This is a genomic window from Bacillus sp. SLBN-46 (assembly GCF_031453555.1).
Classification (GTDB): domain Bacteria; phylum Bacillota; class Bacilli; order Bacillales; family Cytobacillaceae; genus Neobacillus.
Genome location: NZ_JAVIZM010000001.1, coordinates 2,560,118 through 2,579,861 on the forward strand (window position 1 = coordinate 2,560,118; position 19,744 = coordinate 2,579,861).

Consider the following 19,744-nt stretch of genomic DNA (forward strand, 5'->3'; position numbering starts at 1 on the left):
CTTTTAAACCATCTAATCTTGGATGGTTTAAAAGGGCGCCTTTGTTTTTGGGGAGATGGGATATGAAATTTACTAGCCCACATAAAGAAGAAATGATCAGTGCTGGAATTGATATCGGAACGAGTACAACTAAAGTAGTGATTAGTAAGTTTACATTGATGAATATGGCTGGCGGGGCACATGTTCCTCGCATCGAGATAATTGATAAGCAGGTCGTTTATCGCAGTCCCATTTATCGAACACCACTTCTTTCTCCAACATCAATCGATATTGGGAAAATTGAGGCATTAGTAAAAGATGAATATAAAAAAGCAAGGGTTGAGCCTAAAGATATTAAAACCGGGGCTGTCATCATCACGGGAGAAACAGCAACGAAGACTAATGCAGAAGTAATGATCCACCAGCTATCGGATCATGCCGGTGAATTTTTGGTAGCCACGGCCGGACCAGATCTAGAAGGGATCATTGCTGCAAAGGGTTCTGGTGCCTATGAGTACTCGAAATCATCAGGAAAAGTCACTGCCAATATTGATATCGGTGGAGGAACAGCAAATATAGCCGTTTATAAATCAGGGCGACTTTGTGGCACTTGTACACTCCATATTGGCGGTAGACTTATAGAATTTCATGACTCAATAATCAAAAGTATTTCACCTCCTGTGAAGAATCTGCTTCATCATTGGGGGACAATCATAAATGAGGGACAATCCATAAGTGTAAATGAAATAAAGAGAATTACTGATTTTATGGCTGATGTGATTGGAAGGATGCTACAAAAGTCGCTTACGAAAGTAGACCAATTCCTTTTATTAGGTCATGAACCTAATTGGCAGGAAGATGTAGAGGCTATTATGTTTTCAGGAGGAGTTGGTGAATGTATCTATCGTTATGAAAACGAGTCTGCTAACCCAGCCCAATATGATGACATCGGCATGGTACTGGCTGCTTCCTTGAAAGAAAACGAGGTCTTACATAAATGGTCATGGGTCAAGCCGGAGGAAACTGTAAGGGCAACCGTCTTAGGTGCAGGGTTGCAAACAACGGAAATCAGCGGGGCGACCATTGAGGTAGATAGTAGCCAATTACCACTTAAGAATTTGCCGGTTTTTCAAATCCGATTTGACAAAGATTTTAACGAGGTAATAGATTCTATTTCGAAAAAGGTGACAGAAGCAATTGACCTATATGATCCCCAGAAGGAAGGTCAGAATTTTGCCCTTTATTTTTCGAATCTACCCTATTTACGCTTTCGAGAAATTGACGCATGGGCAGAATCCATCCTTCAAGGGCTGAAGCAAAAACCTAATCGATCGCAGCCCGTGGTCCTTGTTTTAGATAGAGATTATGCAAAAGTACTCGGGCAAACGATTAATCGGAAAGATCCTTCGCAGTCCGTCATTTGCATAGATCAAATAACCGTTGAAAATGGTGACTATTTAGACATTGGGCGCGTACTAGAATCCGATGTCGTTCCGGTCATCATAAAAACCTTAACATTCCAGAATGAAGAAAGGAGGACTTTCAGGTGAGATTAAAGACGAATTATTTCGGCACATTCTACCAATTTTCCTCATTAAAGGACTTATTTGCAAAAGCAAACGAAGAAAAATCAGGTGACCGCTTAGCAGGTCTTTCAGCAGAAACCGTACAAGAGCGTATAGCTGCAAAGGAAGTATTAAGCAACTTAACACTTCATGATATTAGGGAGAACCCGCTACTATCTCCTGATGAAGATGAGGTCTCACGCATTATTGAAGGTCAAATCAATGAACCAATCTATCAATCGATTAAAAATTGGTCCGTTTCCGAGCTTAGGGAGTATATCCTAAATGATACAACCACTGGTGAAGATTTAAAGCGGTTAAGCAGAGGCTTAAATAGTGAGATGATCGCTGCAGTTGCGAAAATCATGTCCAATTTAGACTTGGTTCATGCAGCAAACAAGATTGAGATTCTATCAAAATGTAATATTACGATTGGTCAAAAAGGGGTGCTTGCTTCAAGACTACAGCCTAACCATCCAACAGACAATGTTGAGGGAATGATGGCATCCATGAAAGAAGGTCTCTCCTATGGAATTGGTGATGCGGTCATTGGAATCAACCCCGTGGATGATTCAGTAGAGAGCGTAAAGAGACTGCTACATGCTACCCATGACTTCATTCAAAAATGGGAAATACCGACACAAAACTGTGTGCTAGCCCATGTCACTGCTCAGATGAAAGCACTTCAGCAAGGAGCTCCTGCAGATATGATTTTCCAAAGTATCGCAGGAACCGAAGCCGCTAACCGTTCATTTGGTATTACTGCTTCCCTTTTAGAAGAAGCCAATGAAATGGCTAAGGTATATGGAACCGGAACAGGGCCACAGCGTATGTATTTTGAAACGGGCCAAGGCTCTGAGTTATCTGCTGAGGCACATTATGGCATTGATCAATTGACCTTAGAATCACGTAATTATGGCTTTGCTCGATACTTTGATCCTTATATCGTAAACACAGTGGTTGGCTTTATTGGGCCAGAATATTTGTACAACAATAAACAGGTAATCCGAGCAGGGTTAGAAGACCACTTTATGGGCAAAATGCATGGGATTCCGATGGGAGTAGATATTTGTTATACAAACCATATAAAAGCAGATCAAAATGATATTGAGGATTTAGGTGTGCTTTTAACCGCTGCGGGAGTGAATTTTATCATTGCTGCACCAATGGGTGATGACTGCATGTTGAATTACCAATCCTTAAGTTATCACGATGTGGCTACCTTAAGACAAACATTGAATAAGCGCCCTGCTCCATTGTTCGAAGAGTGGCTTGAAAAGATGGGGATTTTTGAAAATGGAAAGTTAAGTAAAAAAGCAGGAGATCCAACTATTTTTTCGAGGGTAGGAGGTGTTTAAAATGAATCCTGAGTTAGTTGAACAAATTACCAAATTAATATATGAAAAATTACAATCACCAACTGTGGTGACCGATGAACAGACGTCGTCAGAAGTAGAGGTGAAGTTTTGGAACCATAATGCAGATGGTCAATCACACCCTTCAGCGAGTGATAACTATCAACCAATCAAAGAAAAGATACACCAAACCCTACAAGATGAAATTGAAGAAATTAACATAGAATCAAAACCTGTTATTGGAATTGAATCCCCATTTGATAAAGATGAATTAGCATCTTTGATTAGTAAAACACCTGCAAGAATTGGGGTGGGGAGAGCGGGACTAAGACCTAAAACGAATACCTGGTTGAAGTTTCGTTACGATCATGCAGCTGCAGTAGATGCTGTGTACGGTGATGTAAATCCTGGTTTATTAGAAAGTTTATCGCTTTTTAAAGTAAACACAAAGGTGGCTGACAAAGAAGTGTATGTAAGACGTCCTGATTTTGGGCGCAAACTTTCTGAAGAAGCTAAGCAACTGATTACACAAAAATGCAAAAAATCTCCGACTGTTCAAATCATTGTATCAGATGGTTTAAGTTCAAAGGCGATTGATGAAAACTTAGAGGATGTTTATTTATCTCTTAATCAAGCTCTACAAGGTTTAGGCCTTGATGTTGGGACACCTTTTTTCATTGAAAAAGGAAGAGTAGCTGCCATGGATGATGTTGGAGAGCTGTTAAAGCCAAAAGTGATTGTGTACTTGATTGGTGAGCGTCCAGGTCTTGTGAGTGCGGAATCTCTTAGTGCCTATCTTTGCTATGAACCGCGCTTAGGGACAATTGAGGCGGACCGAATGGTTGTATCAAATATTCATAAAGGTGGGATACCGCCGGTTGAAGCCGGTGCCTACCTAGGTACAGTCATTCAAAAAGTATTAAAATATCAAGCTAGTGGAGTTTCGCTAGTTCAAAAAGAACAATAAGGGAGGACTTGTTTGTGACCTTAGAGCGAATTCATGCAGAAATATTAGCTGTCCGAATTATCCCAAACGTAGACTCCGCCCTGGCCGAACAGTTTCAACTAGAGCCCAATCATCGTAGCCTGGCCATTTTTACTTCCACCATCGATGATGTTGGTTATACAGCATTAGATGAGGCTACAAAAAGAGCGGATGTAGAGGTTGTTTATGCTCGCTCATTCTATGCGGGTGCAGCACATGCCTCAGGACCATTATCAGGTGAAATGATTGGCATCCTAGCTGGTCCAACTCCAGATGAAGTGAAAAGTGGAATGGAGGCGGTCATCCAGACAGCAGAAAACGATGCTTTTTTCGAAGCGGTAAATGAGGACAAAAGCCATGCGTTGTATGCCCATGTGGTAGCAAGGACGGGAAGTTATTTATCGAAAGAAGCTGGTATTAGCCAAGGGGAAGCACTTGCTTACTTGATTGCCCCTCCACTCGAGGCGGTTTTTGGAATTGATGCAGCGTTAAAGGCAGCAGACGTAAAGTTAGTTAAATTTTTTGGTCCGCCATCAGAAACGAACTTTGGAGGGGGACTACTGACAGGTTCGCAATCAGCCTGTCAGGCAGCAGCAGATGCGTTCCGTGAAGTCATTCTTGATATCAGCAGAAATCCAAGACAAATTTAACTAACTACTATTTTTTAAAGAAAGGTGTGTATCCCAGGTGCAGTTTGACCATGATTTACAATCAATCCAAGAAATGCGGGATGCCCTTCAAAAAGCAAAGGAAGCGCAACAGAAGTACATGGCGTTTTCACAAGAGCAAGTCGACGCAATCGTGAAACGGGTAGCGGAAGCTGCTTTTGCTAAATCATTGGAATTAGCAAAGTTTGCGGTTGAAGAAACTAGAATGGGTATTGTTGAACACAAACGAATGAAAAATGATGTCGGATCAATGGCTGTATACCAATCTATTAAGAATGAAAAGACAGTTGGCATTATTAAAGAGGACCATGCTAACAAAGTAGTGGAAGTGGCTGCGCCATTTGGAGTAATCGCTGGTATTATTCCAACGACCAATCCAACTTCGACGGCTATCTTTAAAGCATTAATTAGCTTGAAAACAAGAAATGGAATAGTATTTAGCCCACACCCAAGAGCAGTTAAATGTACCATAGCGGCATTGGAAATTTGCTTGGAGGCTGCTAAAGATGCAGGAGCACCTGATGGAATTATCGGCTGGATCTCTAAACCAACGATGGCAGCAACGACGGAATTAATGAAACATCGTGACATTGACTTAATCCTCGCAACTGGTGGAAAAGATTTAGTCCGGGCAGCTTATAGTTCAGGAAAACCAGCTTATGGGGTAGGTCCTGGTAATGTTCCGGTATATGTTGAAAAATCAGCAGATATAGCAAAAGCTATGAAAATGATTGTGGAAAGCAAATCATTTGATCATGGTACGATTTGTGCAACAGAACAAGCCATGGTAGTAGATCGTAATGTACAGCAACTGGCAATACGAGAACTTAAGAAAAATGGGGCATACCTGCTAAATGAACAAGAAAAAACTTTTTTAGAAAAAGTGATTTCCCCGCTTCCTGGAAAATTAAATCCTACTATCGTTGGACAAAGTGCACTAAAAATTGCGGAAATGGCAGGAATCTCTGTTCCTTCAGATACAAGGATTTTAGTGGCTGAAGAAACAAGAGTTGGCAAGGATGTACCTTTCTCTATAGAAAAGCTTTCACCCATCCTAGCTCTATACACAGCGGATAGTTATTATCAGGCAAAAGAAATATGCTTAAGCTTGCTAAACCTTGGCGGGAGAGGACATAGTTTATCCCTGCACACGAATGATGACAAGGTAGCAAGGGAATTTGCCCTAGAAATGCCAGTTTCAAGGTTGATGGTAAACACGCTCTCCTCGATTGGGGCGGTTGGTGCTACAACTGGACTCGTGCCATCACTGACACTTGGCTGTGGCTCTTTTGGAGGCAATATTACTTCAGACAATGTATCTGCCAAGCATTTAATCAATATAAAAAGAATGGCATATGGAACGAAAGAGGTTATCATTCCAAAGCCAGGCAATCAACCTAGTCATACAAAATCAGAATCAACCGAAAATGTATCAGAAATTGTTGAACAGGTATTAAAACAAGTAAATCTCGCAGGAAATGTAGATCCAAATTTGATTTCTGAAATGGTGAATCAAGTTTTAAAAAAATATCAAATGAACTAATAGGAGGAATGGACAATGGCAAGAGAGTTAACAGCATTAGGAATGGTTGAAACAAAAGGGTTAGTGGCATCAATTGAGGCAGCTGACGCAATGGTAAAAGCGGCAAACGTCAACCTAATTGGAAAAGTTCAGGTTGGAGGAGGCCTTGTAACTGTATTTGTACGCGGGGACGTAGGTGCGGTAAAGGCAGCAACAGATGCTGGTGCTGCAGCTGCACAACGTGTTGGAGAGCTTTTATCTGTACACGTCATTCCACGTCCACACAATGAATTGGAAAGCATTTTACCAAAATTAGAAGCTGAACTCTAATCTTTAGCTTACTAGGTTAGGAGCATAAGTGATGAATAAACAGGCCATTCAAATGATCGTGGAAGAGGTCATTCAGCAATTTTTGAATAAAAATTCAATGACTCGTAACATCCCGATGGCTGTTTCTGCCCGACACTGTCATGTAAGTCAAAGTGATTTAGACGTCCTATTTGGTAAAGGATATGAATTAACTAAAAAAGCTGATTTGTCACAACCAGGTCAGTTTGCTGCAAATGAAACGGTGATGATTGTCGGACCAAGGGGTTCTATTGAAAAGGTCAGAATTCTTGGTCCTGCCCGTTCGCTCACTCAAGTAGAAGTAAGTAAAACAGATTCGGTTAATTTGGGGGTAAAACCTCCGATTCGTGAATCTGGAAATATTAAAGAATCTGCTTCTATTACACTAGTAGGCCCAAAAGGAAGTATTTTTAAAAAAGAAGGTCTTATCATAGCCCAGGCACACATCCATATGACACCTGAAGATGCTTTGAATTTTGGTGTGGAGAATGGAGAATATGTACGGATTAAAACGGGCGATGAACGTCCTATATCCTTTGAAAAAGTACTCATTCGTGTGTCTGCTAGATATAAGTTGGAGATGCATATTGATACGGATGAAGCGAATGCAGGTCTGATTACTAGCGGAGATATGGGTATTCTAGAGAGATATGGGGAAATGGACGATGTAAAGAAGGAAAGTTTTGTCAAACTTCCCGAAAAGCAAACGGCTATTGAGCAACTTAATGAACCAGTAGTCTTTGAAAATAAGCTTTTATCACAAAGAGATGTACAAACATGGAAGGACCACACAATTACGATATATAAGCGTACAATCGTAACCCCTTTAGCACGTGATACCGCAAGAGAGTTAGGGAAAACCATCAAGGTAATTGACTAACGATGGGAGATGATTTTTTTGCAAGTAGGTACAGTAATCGGAAATGTATGGGCGACTAGAAAGGAAGACCATTTAACTGGATTGAAATTTTTATTTGTGCAGCCAGAGCTTCCTAACGGATCGCCAATTCAAACCCCCTTTATTGCTGTAGACCGAATAGGTGCAGGTGTTGGGGATAAAGTGATGGTAACTTTAGGTAGTGCTGCAACGAATATGGCAGTAGAGACTAGTCTACCTATCGATGCACTTATTATCGGTATAATTGATTCGATAGACGTTACGGGAGGTGCCGAGCATGGCGAAGGCATTAGGAATGATTGAAACGAGAGGGTTAATTGCCTCCATCGTGGCTGCAGATGCAATGGTAAAAGCGGCTGATGTCAGGCTCATAAAGAAAGAAAAGGTAGATGCAGGTCTTGTGGCTGTTTTAGTGGAAGGGGATGTAGGCGCCGTGCAAGCTGCCGTTGATGCAGGCAAGTATGCAGCAGCTAAGGCAGGAGTGCTGGTTTCCGCACATGTGATTCCACGACCTGATGATGGTGTAGGAGTGATTCTCGCAGAGCAGCCAAAAAAGGATCAAGAAATATTAAAAACAAATAAAAAAAATACAAAAGCAAAATCGATTTCATCTAAAGTTGATTCGACACAGGAAGAACCTCCAAGCAACTAAACCATTAATCTAAAAAGCTACTATGAGTAATAGAAAATGGGGGAGAAAAAATGGCTTTCAAACGGAGAAAAATAGCAGTTATCGGAGCAGGCTTTACCGGTGCAACAGCTGCATTGATGCTTGCTCAGAAGGAATTAGGTGACGTGGTTCTAGTAGATATTCCATCTCAAAGTGATCCAACCAAAGGGAAAGCACTTGATATGTTAGAAGCAAGTCCTGTGCAAGGATTTAATGCAAATATTACTGGAACGTCAAATTACGAGGATATCCTAGATGCTGACTTAGTGCTTATTACGGCAGGGATTGCTCGGAAACCGGGAATGAGCCGTGACGATTTAGTGTCAACAAATGCTAAAATTATCGAGCAAGTATCAGAAAACGTGAAAAAGTTTGCGCCTAATAGTTACATTATAGTTCTAAGTAATCCGGTGGATGTAATGACGTATGTATGCTATAAAACGACCGGGTTTCCAAAGAATCGTGTAATTGGTCAATCAGGTGTATTAGATACAGCCCGTTTTAACACATTTGTAGCCCAGGAATTGAATGTATCAGTTGAGGACATTTCTGGGTTTGTACTTGGTGGTCACGGGGATGATATGGTACCTTTAGTACGCTTTTCCTATGCTGGAGGAATCCCACTGGACAAAATTCTCCCACCGCATCGGATTGAAGCAATTGTAGAAAGAACGCGTAAGGGCGGCGGCGAGATTGTCAATTTACTTGGACAAGGAAGTGCTTATTATGCTCCTGCCGCATCAATGGTCCAAATGGCAGAGGCCATACTTAAAGACAAAAAGCGCATTTTACCATCCATCGCTTATTTAGAAGGTGAATATGGCTATCATGATCTTTATTTAGGGGTTCCGACCATTCTTGGAGGAGATGGAATAGAAAGTATTATTGAGATCCCGCTAACTCCTGAAGAGAAATCTGCATTAGATAAATCTGCACATTCCGTCCGAAATGTTATGACTATTTTTAACAAGTAGTTCAAGTCTATTAATATTGTAAAATAAGGTATACATTCTCCTAAGTTTATTTTTCAGAAAAAGACCTAACAGTAGAGTAAGCTTTAAATTCAAAAATGTTCTTAAAAGGGGACGATCTTATTGGAGAAGGAAAAGAACCATTTGCATAAAAGTCTCACACCTATTCATTTATGGGGTATTGCTGTGGGTATGGTTATTTCAGGTCAGTATTTTGGTTGGAATTACGGGTTCGAACAAGGGGGAACGATTGGCCTTGCTATTGCAGCACTTATAATTACAGTGTTCTATACAACGTTTATTTTTAGTTATTCTGAGTTATCCACTTCTATTCCACATGCTGGTGGGCCATCTGCTTATGCAAGGAAAGCAATGGGGCCATTTATGGGGTTTGTAACAGGGATAGCCTGTTTACTTGAATTTGTATTTGCTCCACCCGCAATTGCTGTTTCAGTTGGTGCTTACATTAACTTCTTAGTCCCTAGCATTAATGCCGTTTATGCAACAGTTGGGATGTTTATTTTGTTTATTTTAGTCAACCTCATTGGGGTAAAGGGAGCTGCAATCATTGAATTGGTAGCTACCATTATGGCCCTTATCGGTTTAGCAATTTATTATGTAGCAGGGTTACCACATGTACAAACATCTAATATTTTTAATGAAACGGCCTTCTCAAATGGCTGGTCTGGGGTTATGGCAGCAATTCCTTTTGCCATTTGGTTCTTCCTAGCAATTGAAGGCGGTGCGATGGCCGCTGAAGAAGTTCGTGATCCTAAGAAGGATATTCCAAAAGGATTCATTTCAGGAATTTTAACTCTTGGTGTTGCCACGGTTTTAACACTATTCGTAACGGCTGGTCTTGGTGGAGGAACTGGCAAGCCGGCGGATTACCCGCTTCCACAAGCCTTATCTAGTGTGTATGGTGAAGGCAGTATCATTCCTATTACTGTTGCGATTATTGGACTATTTGGTTTAATTGCCAGTTTACATGGAATAATTATTGGATTCTCCCGCCAGACGTTTGCCTTGGCAAGAGCAGGGTACTTACCGAAATTCCTTTCTAACCTTTCAAAAAGAGGCGTACCGCACTGGGGTCTGATTGTACCAGGTGCAATTGGTGTCATTGCTGCTGGTTCTGCTAATTTTGCAAATGCACTAATTATCCTTTCTGTTTTTGGTGCGATTACCATGTACTGCTTAAGTATGGTTTCATTATTTGTGTTAAGAAAGAAAGAACCAAATATGGAAAGACCCTTCAAAGTAAGTTATCCAGTTGTGCCAGCGATTGCCCTTATTTTAGGCGTGTTTTCTTTCTTCTGTGTTGTTAAATACAGTGTTCTAACAACATCTTTACCATTGTTTGGAGTAGAACTTCCATTAGGTTATGTCATTTTATCCATCTTTGGGGTAGCAATTGTCTACTATTTCTTAGTAGGTTCGAAAAATCTACGCCCAATGTCAGAAGAATTTGTATCCATAGAAGATATTACTTCACATGAAGAACTAAAGGATGTTGTAAACAGATAATATCATATAATTTTCAAGTAGATTGAGCAGTCTCTATGAGGACTGCTTTTTCTATTCTATGATTTATAGTGAATATAATCGAATTTTTCAGAATACTTATAGTAATAACTTGACCCATTTAGGTCTTGGTTTAAACCCTATTGAAGGAGGTGACCGTGGATGGAGGTGGTAATAGGTATCGCTCTAGTCATCATTACACTCGCAGTTGGTTCGGCTATCGGCCTGAGAGCGAATAAAAATGTAAGAGCTTTTAAAGAGGAAGAACATGAGATTTTCGTGGGAAGTGATGAAAAAGTCTAAGCACGAAAGGAGATGTATCTATGAAAAATAAAGACCAACAAATGCTGGCTGATAAAAAACAGCTAAATCGCTATGGATATGCACAGGAACTACTTCGTGATATGGGTGGATTTTCAAACTTTGCCATTTCATTTTCAATCATTTCTATTTTAACAGGTGCTGTTTCTCTATATGGCCATGGATTACTGTATGGGGGACCTGGAATGATGGGATTTGGCTGGACCATCGTTGCCTTTTTTGTACTATTAATTGCGGCCTCTTTATCTGAGCTTGCTTCAGCGATTCCAACAGCAGGTGCCTTATATCACTGGGCTGCTGCCTTAAAGGGTACGAGAATTGGCTGGTATACTGCCTGGATCAATTTAATTGGTCAAATCGGAATTGTAGCAGGGATTGATTATTCTGTCGCCTTATTCGCTGATCCACTCCTAGCAACCATCTTCAATTATTCTTCTACCGATACTACCATTCTAATTGTTTTTGGCATCGTCCTCCTCTTACACGGAATTCTAAACCATGTGGGCATTAAAATAGTTGCTAAATTAAATGACTTCTCGGCTTGGTATCATATGATTGTTGTTGCCATTTTGGTCGTAAGTCTTGCCTTTTTTACAAAAGATGGTCTGCAGCCACTTGACTATTTATTCCAAGTTGGAACAACCTTCTCTGATAAGCCCTATTTTCTTGCCTTTTTAATCGGATTATTGCAAGCACAATGGACCTTTACAGGCTATGATGCATCTGCTCATACAATTGAAGAGACGGTTCACCCAAGGGTAAGGGCACCCTGGGGAATCTTTAACTCAGTTGCTTTTTCGTTTGTTTTTGGTTTTATCATGCTCTCATTTGTTACTCTTTCCATTCATGATGCGAATGGTGCGGTAAACTCAGATAATGCCTTCATCTACGTTATCAGCCAAGCGTTAGGTGGTACGTTTGGAAATATTGTTCTTTGGCTCGTTACCTTTGCCATGTTCTTTTGCGGTCTCTCATCAATTACTTCCTTTTCACGCATGATGTATGCCTTTTCGCGAGATAAGGGAATGCCGTTTAGCAGGCACTGGGCGGAAATTAGCCGAAAGTATCGGACCCCTGCGAAGGCAATTTGGCTTTCGGTTATTCTTTCTTTTGTCTTAGCTTTAATCGATTACATCACCAAGTTAATCAATCCAAATGTAGGGTACTCTACAATCGCGTTTTTAACTGCAGTGAGTGTAGTTGGTTTATATGTGGCTTACGGAATTCCTATCTTTCTGAAATTAAGGGCCGAATCAAAAGGGATCTTCTTACCTAAACATTACGGTCCTTGGAGTTTAGGTAAATGGAGCAAACCAATTAATGTGATTAGTTTAATCTGGATTCTCTTTATATGTATCATCATGGTGATTCCACCAAATCAAATGGCTGCTTACGCCATAGGAGGCATGTTTGTCATTCTAATCTTCATGGACTTGGGTTATTACAAAAAACACTTTAAAGGACCTCAAGCTGCACTAGAAAAATCAGTTGAAGAAATCAAAAGATTGGAAGAAGAATTCGAACATGAAAACGAGTAGGATAACGAAAGAAGTGCCCTTTTTGGAGTAGGGCACTTCTTTTTGCTTTATCGATAGTGTGCTTGGTTTTTGTATACATATATTTTCTCTGCAATAATGCTGAGGAATATCCCAATCATGAATGGAACTAATGAGCCAGTTTCAACTGAGAAACCATTTGCACTTTCCTCATATCTATGATGAAACATTAACCATTCTATCTTAAAGAGATGCCCAATTGCATACAAAAGGCCAGTTGCTATTACAAACGTAGAAAAACCGACTAGAAATTTCTTAAACTTCATATTTACCCTCCATTCTGTTTATGAAAAATAAATATTATTCAAGTGCTTTGTTAACCGCAGCAAGAGCGTGAATAGAAGCTGTGTCAAATAATGGCACATTAGTATCCTCTTGTTTTATTAATAAACCTATTTCAGTACATCCAAGAATGATTCCCTCTGCTCCGTTTTCAATTAGGTTATTAATGGCACTCTTATATGAAGTTTTTGATGATGGAAGAATTTTACCTAAACATAATTCTTCGTAAATTATGGTATTTATTATTTCTCTTTCCTGGTCAGTTGGTATAAGAACCTTTAATCCTTGGGCTTCTAATCGTGATTTGTAAAAATCCTGCTCCATCGTATACTTGGTGCCAAGCAAACCAATTGTCTTCAACCCATGCTTTTTAATTTGGGTAGCCGTTGCATCAGCAATATGTAAAATTGGGATATTAATGTTTCCTTGGATGGCATCTATAACTTTATGCATGGTATTGGTACAAATGATAATAAAGTCGGCACCGCTTTTTTCTAGACTTTTTGCTGCATTAGCTAATATATCTCCTGCTTTTTCCCAATCTCCTTTAGATTGGCACTTTTCAATTTCCGCGAAATCAACACTGTACATGATGGAATAAGCCGAATGCAATCCACCTAATCTCTTTTTGACTTCCTCGTTAATGATACGATAATACTCGACAGAAGACTCCCAGCTCATCCCGCCTATTAACCCGATGATTTTCATAGATTCACCCCATATTTTTCTATATAATCAAAAGACGTTCGAAGATTGAAAAAGTTTCATTTTCCCACAAAAATCCCCTATTTGAAACTTTTTAGAATGATCAAACGTCTGTTTTCTCAGAGTATCATTCTAGTTTAACTAAACAAGGGGGGAATGAAAATGAAAATAGCAATTGTTTGCTTTGATGATTTTACTGATATAGACGTATTTTTGCCATGGGATTTGCTAAACCGTGTTCGATTAGTTGGTGGATTAGATGATTGGAAGGTACAGCTATTAGGTACAGAGCCAACCCATATTTCCATGGCTGGATTACGTATTCCCATGACAGGTACGATTTCTGAACTTACTTTGGCAGATGCTGTTATTTTTGCAAGTGGAAAAGGTGTCCAAAAACTGTATAGGAATCAAGATTATATTAATCGTTTAAAAGTAAATCCTGAAAAACAACTGATTGGCTCCATGTGTTCTGGTGCTTTGTTGTTAGGAGCGAAGGGCCTACTGTCCGGTAAAAAGGCAACTACATATCCAACAGTGGTTGAACAGCTAAAAGAATTTAATGTGGAAGTGATTGAACAGAGCTTTGTTAACTCTGGTAATGTATCAACAGCAGCAGGCTGTTTTGCTGCTCAAGAGCTTTCCGCATGGATTATCAAGACTCTAATAAATGAAGAAATGGTTGATACTGTTTTAGAATCCGTCCAACCTGTTGGTAAAGGGCTTAGTTTTATTTAGAAATAAAGTCAGATTGGCTCTCCAATCTGGCTTTTTTAATGGGAAAAAGTTATTTTATTATCTTTACTTAATGTATTACTAGAAGAATAGTATTTTAGTGCCCATAGTACAAAGATAAACATCAGTGCAGGGATGATATAGTTGAGGAGATTGGAAAAGGCAGTTTCGTGCCCAGTTTCCTTAACGATAAAAAGAGCACTTCCGGAATTACCAACTAGACCATAGAAAAGACCGTAGGCAATATTTAATCCATAATGGAGCCCTGTATCTGCCCATATTGATCCCGTTTTATAGTATGCAAGAGTTAAAGAAAGGCCTAAAATAATTGAAAAGATACTATTGCTGATGCTAAATCCTGCATACCAATAATCATCAAGTGCATAAATTAAAATACTTATTATAAATACCCAGACAATGTGAATCTTATCTTTTAATATATTGACAACATAGCCTCTGACAATTAAATCATTAATTAGAGATCCAACTAAATAACCAACAAAGACTTCCACAACAGGCATGATTACATTTACTGGGCCGTGAACGCCTACAAACTCTAAGTCACCCACATAAAATTGTATGCCGAACATAACCATCCAAAATCCAAAGCCTATCAGAAAGCTAATAAAAAAGTTCTTTTTCCAGCCTGGATGAAATACCATTCCCAATCCTTTTAATCCATCTAATCCAACCCATTTAGAAATATAGAAAGCTAACGGAAAGAAGAGTAGAGTGGACCCAAATTGAAGATATGGATTTCCAAGCTGAACGGGAATTAAATTAAAATACAAATCTAAAATAAGAAAACCAATTATGCCTTTTAAAAAGTTTTTAATTAAAATACACCTCCATGAAAAAGTAGTGAACTAGTTAATTTTACCTTTTTTAAAGGTAAAATCAACCAGTTTTCTAAACCTTTTTGTCATCCTAACTTATGAGCACATTTTATTCGTTTTCAATCAACATATGTTACTATGAAGTATTAGCAAAAAAATACGGTATGAGTATAGATCAAGCGAAACAAGCTAACCAGGGAGTTGGACAGCAGGCAGCTACAGTTGGATTAACTTTCAATTTTGACGAAATGAAGCCAACGAATACGTTTGACGCACATCGCTTGGCAAAATTGGCGAAAGTAAAAGGGAAGGAACCACTGGTTTCTGAAAAGCTTCTTCAAGCTTATTTTACTGAAGGAAAAAATATCGGGGATTTGGAAACCTTGATTGCTGTAGCTGAGGATGCAGGCATAGACCGAGGTGACGTTTTACACGTTTTGAATGACAAAAATGCATATGCCAGCGAAGTTCGTTCAGATGAATCACTTGCCCAACAATATGGTGTACGCGGTGTTCCGTATTTTGTACTAAATTCAAAGTACGCGATATCTGGGGCACAGCCACTTGAGACATTTAAGGGTGCCTTGCAAAAAGTTTGGGAGGAAGAAGCACCTAAACCAGTGTTTCAGGACTTATCGACAGCGGAAGATGTAAGCTGTGTAGATGGCAGTTGTGCAATTCCTGATAAAGATTAATCTAAAAAGAAGAAGAGGGGAATCCATTCATGGAGTCACCTCTTTTCTTTATATAGACGTTATCGTCTTCGTACTCTTAATTTCCACATGTTTCCATTATCCCAATAGCTTTTCGTTTGATGATTGCTGCGGTGGCTGCTCTGCCAACAAGATTTTATTTTAAAGCATTTGGTTGGATATCTTCTTGTCGTACAGCGCTTAGCAGATGTATGCCTTCTTGTTGTGTGTCTACTTGAATGCCGAGTAGTACTTCGACTAGAAGATGAAGTGCGACGATTACGGCTTGGTCCTCTAAACATGAAGTCTCCGAAACCACCACGTCTTACCTCATCTGCAGCCCTTTGTATTTCCTCTGATGAAAATTCACTCATTTTAGCACCTCCTTTAAATATAGAAAAGGGAGTACGTTTGCTCATTATACATATACCTATAAACCTCACTCTTCTTTTACCAATTTACGTTTGTTGAGCTATTTTTGAATGAGAAAAAAGCCTATAAAAGGAAAAATTGCTATCCAATCGTGACCACTACTCCTTTTTTTTCATACGAATAAAAGAAGGAGGAATAAAAATGGACGAGGTGACAAAGGTACCTGAGTATAAACTTTTTATTAATCCCAATGATCTAAAGGAACTAAAGAGGGATATATGGAATGATGAACCTGTACCTGGACAGTTAACCATTGAAGGTAAGAGGCTAGAGATTGATTTAAGCTATCGAGGATCTCATATCAGAGACTTGGGGAAAAAATCCTATCAGATCGCTTTCTATAAACCTAATAACTTTAGGGGTTCAAAAATTATTCATTTAAATGCAGAATATATGGATCCCTCACTCATACGTAATAAATTATCCTTTGATTTCTTTTCCGACATTGGTGTTTTATCACCAAAATCCAGACATGTTTTTTTTACACATAACGGTAAATCGGAAGGAGTTTACTTGGAAATTGAGTCAGTGGATGAAGATTTCTTGCGAAAAAGAAAGTTACCAAAAGGCAGCATTTTTTATGCCCTAGATGGTGACGCGAATTTTTCCCTGATGAGTGAATTAGACAAAGAAACCAAAAAATCGTTACTGTTGGGTTATGAAAAAAAATGTGGAGACAGACAAGAAGATTATTACTTAGAAGAAATGATCTTTAATATTAATACATTATCTAATAGTGAATTCGAAAGGGAAATACAAAAATATGTAAATGTGGATAAATATCTACATTGGATTGCAGGAGTAATCTTCACTTCGAACTATGATGGATTTGTTCATAACTACGCTTTGTATCGAAACGGAGAGACTTGCCTTTTCGAAATCATTCCTTGGGATTATGATGCAACATGGGGAAGGGATGTGAACGGAAAACCGATGGAAGCGGATTATGTTCCAATAGACGGGTTTAATACATTAACGTCAAGAATTTTGGGCGTAGATTCTTTCCGAAAACAGTATGTAAAATTGCTTAAAGAAATTATGACACAGCAATTCACATTAGACTATATGGTTCCAAGGGTGGAACTGTTGCTTCAATTGATTAGACCATATGTTTTGAAGGACCCATATAAAAACAAAGAAATAGAACAATTCGATAAAGAAATGGATGTAATAAAGGAATATATTAATGGAAGAAGGAATTACCTTAAAAGGATGATGGTAAGTTTAGAATAAAAGTGTTAGGAATATTGAAAACAATGGATAAATTTGATAATTTTGTATTATGGGATTCTTATAAACTTGCCATCCAAATTGCTGGATGGTTTTTTGGCTGGTAAGAAGTATAGAAAGGTGAGTAGAAGAAATGAATATTTTCTATGAATTACATAGAGACATCCCTAGAGAGGGTCCTGGAAACAATGAATCAACGAGGAAAGCATATAGAATCATTGAAAAGTACGTGACGAAACCATTTATTTTAGACATAGGGTGCGGACCTGGAATGCAAACGCTTGAGATTGCTTCGCTAACGAATGGAACCATCTTGGCCACAGATGTAAATGATGGGTTTTTAGAAGGACTCAATGAGGTAGTAAAACAAAGAGGTTTATCAAGTAAAATATGTGTCGAAAAAGCAAACATGAAGTCGTTGCCTTATAAGGAAGGGCAATTTGATATCATCTGGTCAGAGGGAGCTATTTTCATTATCGGATTTGAAAATGGTTTAAAGGAATGGAAGAAATATCTAAAAGCAAATGGAATTTTAGTGGTTTCGGAGCTATCTTGGATTAAGGAACACCCACCGAAAGAAGCGGCAGAGTTTTGGAGGAATGCTTATCCTGGCGCAGCATCCGTTCAGGAAAACACACAGAAGGCGGAAAAGCTAGGCTATGAAGTGATTGAAACGTTTGTCTTGCCGGAATCTGGATGGTGGGACCATTACTATACTCCATTAGAAGAAAGAATCAGCATGTTTAGAGAAAAGTACAAGAATGATCAAGAAGCATTAAACAAATTATCAGAATTTCAAACGGAGATAGATTTGTACAGAAAGTACTCTGATTACTACGGATATGTATTCTATCTATTAAAAAGGGACAGTCCCCCGCTGCTTTAAAGGAGGGCACTGAAAATCTTTCGATTTTTATTTTCATTACAGTCCAACAAATAAAAAACCGACCCTTCTCCTATTATTTTGGAAGAAAAGGTCGGCTTTTTTCTTAATTTTGCCCCTGAACTCCTACTTTTTACCCTAGGAGCTTTAGTATCCTCTTAAGATTTACAGTGAATATTGCCATGGCACCTTGTAATTCCATGCCAACTAGACCCGAGGATAATGAAACATTATACCCGTGCCGGTGTTTTAATTCGCTATTTTTAGCCTCTATTTTATACCGTTCTTTTGACTTTTCTTTGAAATATTCACTTTCTTGAAAGTTTGCCTGTCCCTGGTGTTCATCTGATTTAATCGTTACATTGTAAGTTTTACTTTTCGCACCATCTTTATAACATCCCTCTCTAAAAGGGCAAACTTTACATTTCTTAATATCAAAGTAATAGGTATCACGTGGATTTTTCTTCTCGTTTGATCTGTTCTTTTTTTCTTTTCGGATTGCCATATGTCCTGCCTTACAAACATACATGCCAGCATCTTTATTAAACTGAAATTCGTCTTCCTTTTTTCGAGTTCCTTGAGTGATATTTGGATTTAATTTGGCTACCAATTTAATATCGTTTTCAGCGGTATAAATGATATTATCTTTTTCAGAATAAGCAGCATCGCCAATCACGGTTTCAACTTCTATCCCTGCTTTCTCACTTTTCTCAATGAGAGTTTGAAGTTGTTTGCCATCATTTTTTTCACCGGTTGTAATAACCGCTGCAGTGATGATTCTTTCTTCACTTAAAGCCAAGTGTGTCTTATAACCAAAGAAAGCAGAATCAGCACTCTTATGACCAACTCTGGCATCTTGGTCCTTCGAACTCTGAAGTCGCTCAATATCATCCTCAACGGTCTCTTTCAGTAGATTTAATTGTTCCTTAACCTTTGGATACTGGATAAGGTTTTCTTCCTTCTCAATTACATGGATTAACTTCTGAGAATAAGTGATTTCGTCCTCTAGTACATCCGTCATTGTTTTGGCAGGGAACTTCTCCTTCATGGTTTCATCAACCTGATAAACAGCTTTCCTCAGCTTTTTGGAACGGTCCATAAGGACCTCTTTTGGCGTCATCTGGTTGTATCGGGCTTTTGTATGGGTAGCATCGACTATGATAGATTTACTCTTGATAATCTCTTTTTCAATGGCTATTTCGACTGTCTTATTGATAAGTAAGTCTAAAAGTTTGACATCTTGAAGCCTGAGCTTCCGAAACTTGGTCAATGAGCTTGGCTCAATCACAGATTCCTCAGGTGTCATATCAAGGAAATATTTAAAAGACATATCGTATTTTGAACGTTCAACTATATCCACATCGGAAAGATCATGGATAGTTTTTAACAATAAATATTTAAACATGCGAATAGGATCGATGGCGTTCCGGCCATTATCAAGACAATAATTATCTTTAATTTCATCATAGACGAAAGAAAAGTCGACAAGATCATTGATCTTGCGCAACATGTTATCCGCAGGAATGATTAAATTGTATAGGTCCATATAGGGACTAAACCTCATAGATTGTTGTTTTGATATCACCG

Annotated in this window: 20 protein-coding genes and 2 pseudogenes; 17 read left to right on the forward strand and 5 right to left on the reverse strand. The window is 38.9% G+C overall.

The window, feature by feature from the left end; all coding sequences use genetic code 11:
* Window positions 1-62: 62 nt before the first annotated feature.
* From QFZ87_RS13200 to QFZ87_RS13260, 13 genes and pseudogenes are all read left to right on the forward strand, one after another.
* The gene (locus QFZ87_RS13200; protein WP_309861985.1) at window positions 63-1,529 is read left to right on the forward strand and encodes an ethanolamine ammonia-lyase reactivating factor EutA; all 1,467 of its coding nucleotides are present in this window, start codon (window positions 63-65) and stop codon (window positions 1,527-1,529) included.
* On the forward strand, window positions 1,526-2,902 hold the full coding sequence (locus QFZ87_RS13205; protein WP_309861987.1) for an ethanolamine ammonia-lyase subunit EutB: 1,377 nt from the start codon (window positions 1,526-1,528) through the stop codon (window positions 2,900-2,902). Before QFZ87_RS13200 ends, QFZ87_RS13205 begins: the two co-directional genes overlap by 4 nt.
* A 1-nt stretch (window position 2,903) precedes the next feature.
* Entirely contained in the window at window positions 2,904-3,866 is a 963-nt protein-coding gene (eutC, locus tag QFZ87_RS13210; RefSeq protein WP_309861989.1) for an ethanolamine ammonia-lyase subunit EutC, read from the forward strand.
* A 14-nt stretch (window positions 3,867-3,880) separates the two neighbouring features.
* The gene (gene eutL, locus QFZ87_RS13215) at window positions 3,881-4,534 is read left to right on the forward strand and encodes an ethanolamine utilization microcompartment protein EutL (RefSeq protein ID WP_309861992.1); all 654 of its coding nucleotides are present in this window, start codon (window positions 3,881-3,883) and stop codon (window positions 4,532-4,534) included.
* A 37-nt stretch (window positions 4,535-4,571) separates the two neighbouring features.
* Entirely contained in the window at window positions 4,572-6,095 is a 1,524-nt protein-coding gene (locus tag QFZ87_RS13220) for an aldehyde dehydrogenase family protein (protein WP_309861994.1), read from the forward strand.
* 15 nt (window positions 6,096-6,110) lie between these two features.
* Window positions 6,111-6,404, forward strand: a complete 294-nt coding sequence (eutM, locus tag QFZ87_RS13225; RefSeq protein ID WP_307287352.1) for an ethanolamine utilization microcompartment protein EutM — start codon at window positions 6,111-6,113, stop codon at window positions 6,402-6,404.
* A 31-nt stretch (window positions 6,405-6,435) separates the two neighbouring features.
* Window positions 6,436-7,080: pseudogene (locus tag QFZ87_RS13230) on the forward strand (phosphate propanoyltransferase); the annotation flags it as partial.
* Between the two features lie 240 nt (window positions 7,081-7,320).
* Window positions 7,321-7,623: a EutN/CcmL family microcompartment protein gene (locus tag QFZ87_RS13235; protein ID WP_309861997.1), complete on the forward strand. Its 303-nt coding sequence runs from the start codon at window positions 7,321-7,323 to the stop codon at window positions 7,621-7,623.
* Window positions 7,598-7,972: a BMC domain-containing protein gene (locus tag QFZ87_RS13240; protein ID WP_309861999.1), complete on the forward strand. Its 375-nt coding sequence runs from the start codon at window positions 7,598-7,600 to the stop codon at window positions 7,970-7,972. The genes QFZ87_RS13235 and QFZ87_RS13240 overlap by 26 nt, the downstream gene beginning before the upstream one ends.
* 50 nt (window positions 7,973-8,022) lie before the next feature.
* Window positions 8,023-8,964, forward strand: coding sequence for a malate dehydrogenase (gene mdh, locus QFZ87_RS13245; protein ID WP_309862001.1), 942 nt, complete (start codon window positions 8,023-8,025; stop codon window positions 8,962-8,964).
* A 120-nt stretch (window positions 8,965-9,084) separates the two neighbouring features.
* Complete coding sequence (gene eat, locus QFZ87_RS13250) at window positions 9,085-10,488, forward strand: ethanolamine permease (RefSeq protein WP_309862003.1); 1,404 nt, start codon at window positions 9,085-9,087, stop codon at window positions 10,486-10,488.
* Window positions 10,489-10,647: 159 nt separating this feature from the next.
* Window positions 10,648-10,788: a hypothetical protein gene (locus tag QFZ87_RS13255; RefSeq protein WP_309862005.1), complete on the forward strand. Its 141-nt coding sequence runs from the start codon at window positions 10,648-10,650 to the stop codon at window positions 10,786-10,788.
* 20 nt (window positions 10,789-10,808) lie between these two features.
* A complete protein-coding gene (locus QFZ87_RS13260; protein WP_309862007.1) occupies window positions 10,809-12,344 on the forward strand; it encodes an amino acid permease in 1,536 nt (511 codons plus the stop codon).
* A 47-nt stretch (window positions 12,345-12,391) separates the two neighbouring features.
* Here QFZ87_RS13260 and QFZ87_RS13265 read toward each other — a convergent pair whose 3' ends face one another.
* Window positions 12,392-12,628 carry a hypothetical protein gene (locus tag QFZ87_RS13265; protein ID WP_309862009.1) on the reverse strand — a complete coding sequence of 79 codons (237 nt, stop codon included), beginning with the start codon at window positions 12,626-12,628 and terminating at the stop codon, window positions 12,392-12,394.
* Window positions 12,629-12,662: 34 nt separating this feature from the next.
* Window positions 12,663-13,352 carry an aspartate/glutamate racemase family protein gene (locus tag QFZ87_RS13270; RefSeq protein ID WP_309862011.1) on the reverse strand — a complete coding sequence of 230 codons (690 nt, stop codon included), beginning with the start codon at window positions 13,350-13,352 and terminating at the stop codon, window positions 12,663-12,665.
* Window positions 13,353-13,511: 159 nt separating this feature from the next.
* Between QFZ87_RS13270 and QFZ87_RS13275 the strand changes: the two genes are divergently transcribed.
* Window positions 13,512-14,087: a DJ-1/PfpI family protein gene (locus tag QFZ87_RS13275; RefSeq protein WP_309862013.1), complete on the forward strand. Its 576-nt coding sequence runs from the start codon at window positions 13,512-13,514 to the stop codon at window positions 14,085-14,087.
* 35 nt (window positions 14,088-14,122) lie between these two features.
* On the opposite strand, the gene QFZ87_RS13280 is transcribed toward QFZ87_RS13275, so the two are convergent.
* Complete coding sequence (locus QFZ87_RS13280) at window positions 14,123-14,875, reverse strand: CPBP family intramembrane glutamic endopeptidase (RefSeq protein ID WP_309862015.1); 753 nt, start codon at window positions 14,873-14,875, stop codon at window positions 14,123-14,125.
* 185 nt (window positions 14,876-15,060) lie between these two features.
* On the opposite strand from QFZ87_RS13280, the pseudogene QFZ87_RS13285 reads away from it, so the two are divergent.
* A pseudogene (locus QFZ87_RS13285) lies at window positions 15,061-15,615 on the forward strand (DsbA family oxidoreductase); the annotation flags it as partial.
* 59 nt (window positions 15,616-15,674) lie between these two features.
* On the opposite strand, the gene QFZ87_RS13290 reads toward QFZ87_RS13285, so the two are convergent.
* Window positions 15,675-15,986, reverse strand: coding sequence for a CotG/ExsB N-terminal domain-containing protein (locus QFZ87_RS13290; RefSeq protein WP_309862017.1), 312 nt, complete (start codon window positions 15,984-15,986; stop codon window positions 15,675-15,677).
* Window positions 15,987-16,185: 199 nt separating this feature from the next.
* On the opposite strand from QFZ87_RS13290, the gene QFZ87_RS13295 reads away from it, so the two are divergent.
* Together QFZ87_RS13295 and QFZ87_RS13300 are read left to right on the forward strand one after the other, a co-directional pair.
* Window positions 16,186-17,277, forward strand: coding sequence for a CotH kinase family protein (locus QFZ87_RS13295; RefSeq protein WP_309862019.1), 1,092 nt, complete (start codon window positions 16,186-16,188; stop codon window positions 17,275-17,277).
* A gap of 130 nt (window positions 17,278-17,407) precedes the next feature.
* The gene (locus tag QFZ87_RS13300) at window positions 17,408-18,160 is read left to right on the forward strand and encodes a methyltransferase domain-containing protein (protein WP_309862021.1); all 753 of its coding nucleotides are present in this window, start codon (window positions 17,408-17,410) and stop codon (window positions 18,158-18,160) included.
* 130 nt (window positions 18,161-18,290) lie between these two features.
* On the opposite strand, the gene QFZ87_RS13305 is transcribed toward QFZ87_RS13300, so the two are convergent.
* Window positions 18,291-19,742 (reverse strand): IS1182 family transposase, encoded by a 1,452-nt coding sequence (locus QFZ87_RS13305; protein ID WP_309858342.1) that lies wholly within the window; start codon window positions 19,740-19,742, stop codon window positions 18,291-18,293.
* Window positions 19,743-19,744 lie beyond the last annotated feature (2 nt).

Bases quoted from the DNA above. Each gene is read 5' to 3' on its own strand.
- QFZ87_RS13260 (WP_309862007.1), top strand. From the start codon at position 10,809: ATGAAAAATAAAGACCAACAAATGCTGGCTGATAAAAAACAGCTAAAT.
- QFZ87_RS13200 (WP_309861985.1), top strand. From the start codon at position 63: ATGAAATTTACTAGCCCACATAAAGAAGAAATGATCAGTGCTGGAATT.
- QFZ87_RS13240 (WP_309861999.1), top strand. From the start codon at position 7,598: ATGGCGAAGGCATTAGGAATGATTGAAACGAGAGGGTTAATTGCCTCC.
- eutC (WP_309861989.1), top strand. From the start codon at position 2,904: ATGAATCCTGAGTTAGTTGAACAAATTACCAAATTAATATATGAAAAA.
- QFZ87_RS13265 (WP_309862009.1), bottom strand. From the start codon at position 12,628: ATGAAGTTTAAGAAATTTCTAGTCGGTTTTTCTACGTTTGTAATAGCA.
- QFZ87_RS13275 (WP_309862013.1), top strand. From the start codon at position 13,512: ATGAAAATAGCAATTGTTTGCTTTGATGATTTTACTGATATAGACGTA.
- eutM (WP_307287352.1), top strand. From the start codon at position 6,111: ATGGCAAGAGAGTTAACAGCATTAGGAATGGTTGAAACAAAAGGGTTA.
- QFZ87_RS13255 (WP_309862005.1), top strand. From the start codon at position 10,648: ATGGAGGTGGTAATAGGTATCGCTCTAGTCATCATTACACTCGCAGTT.
- mdh (WP_309862001.1), top strand. From the start codon at position 8,023: ATGGCTTTCAAACGGAGAAAAATAGCAGTTATCGGAGCAGGCTTTACC.
- QFZ87_RS13300 (WP_309862021.1), top strand. From the start codon at position 17,408: ATGAATATTTTCTATGAATTACATAGAGACATCCCTAGAGAGGGTCCT.
- QFZ87_RS13290 (WP_309862017.1), bottom strand. From the start codon at position 15,986: ATGAGTGAATTTTCATCAGAGGAAATACAAAGGGCTGCAGATGAGGTA.
- QFZ87_RS13295 (WP_309862019.1), top strand. From the start codon at position 16,186: ATGGACGAGGTGACAAAGGTACCTGAGTATAAACTTTTTATTAATCCC.
- QFZ87_RS13270 (WP_309862011.1), bottom strand. From the start codon at position 13,352: ATGAAAATCATCGGGTTAATAGGCGGGATGAGCTGGGAGTCTTCTGTC.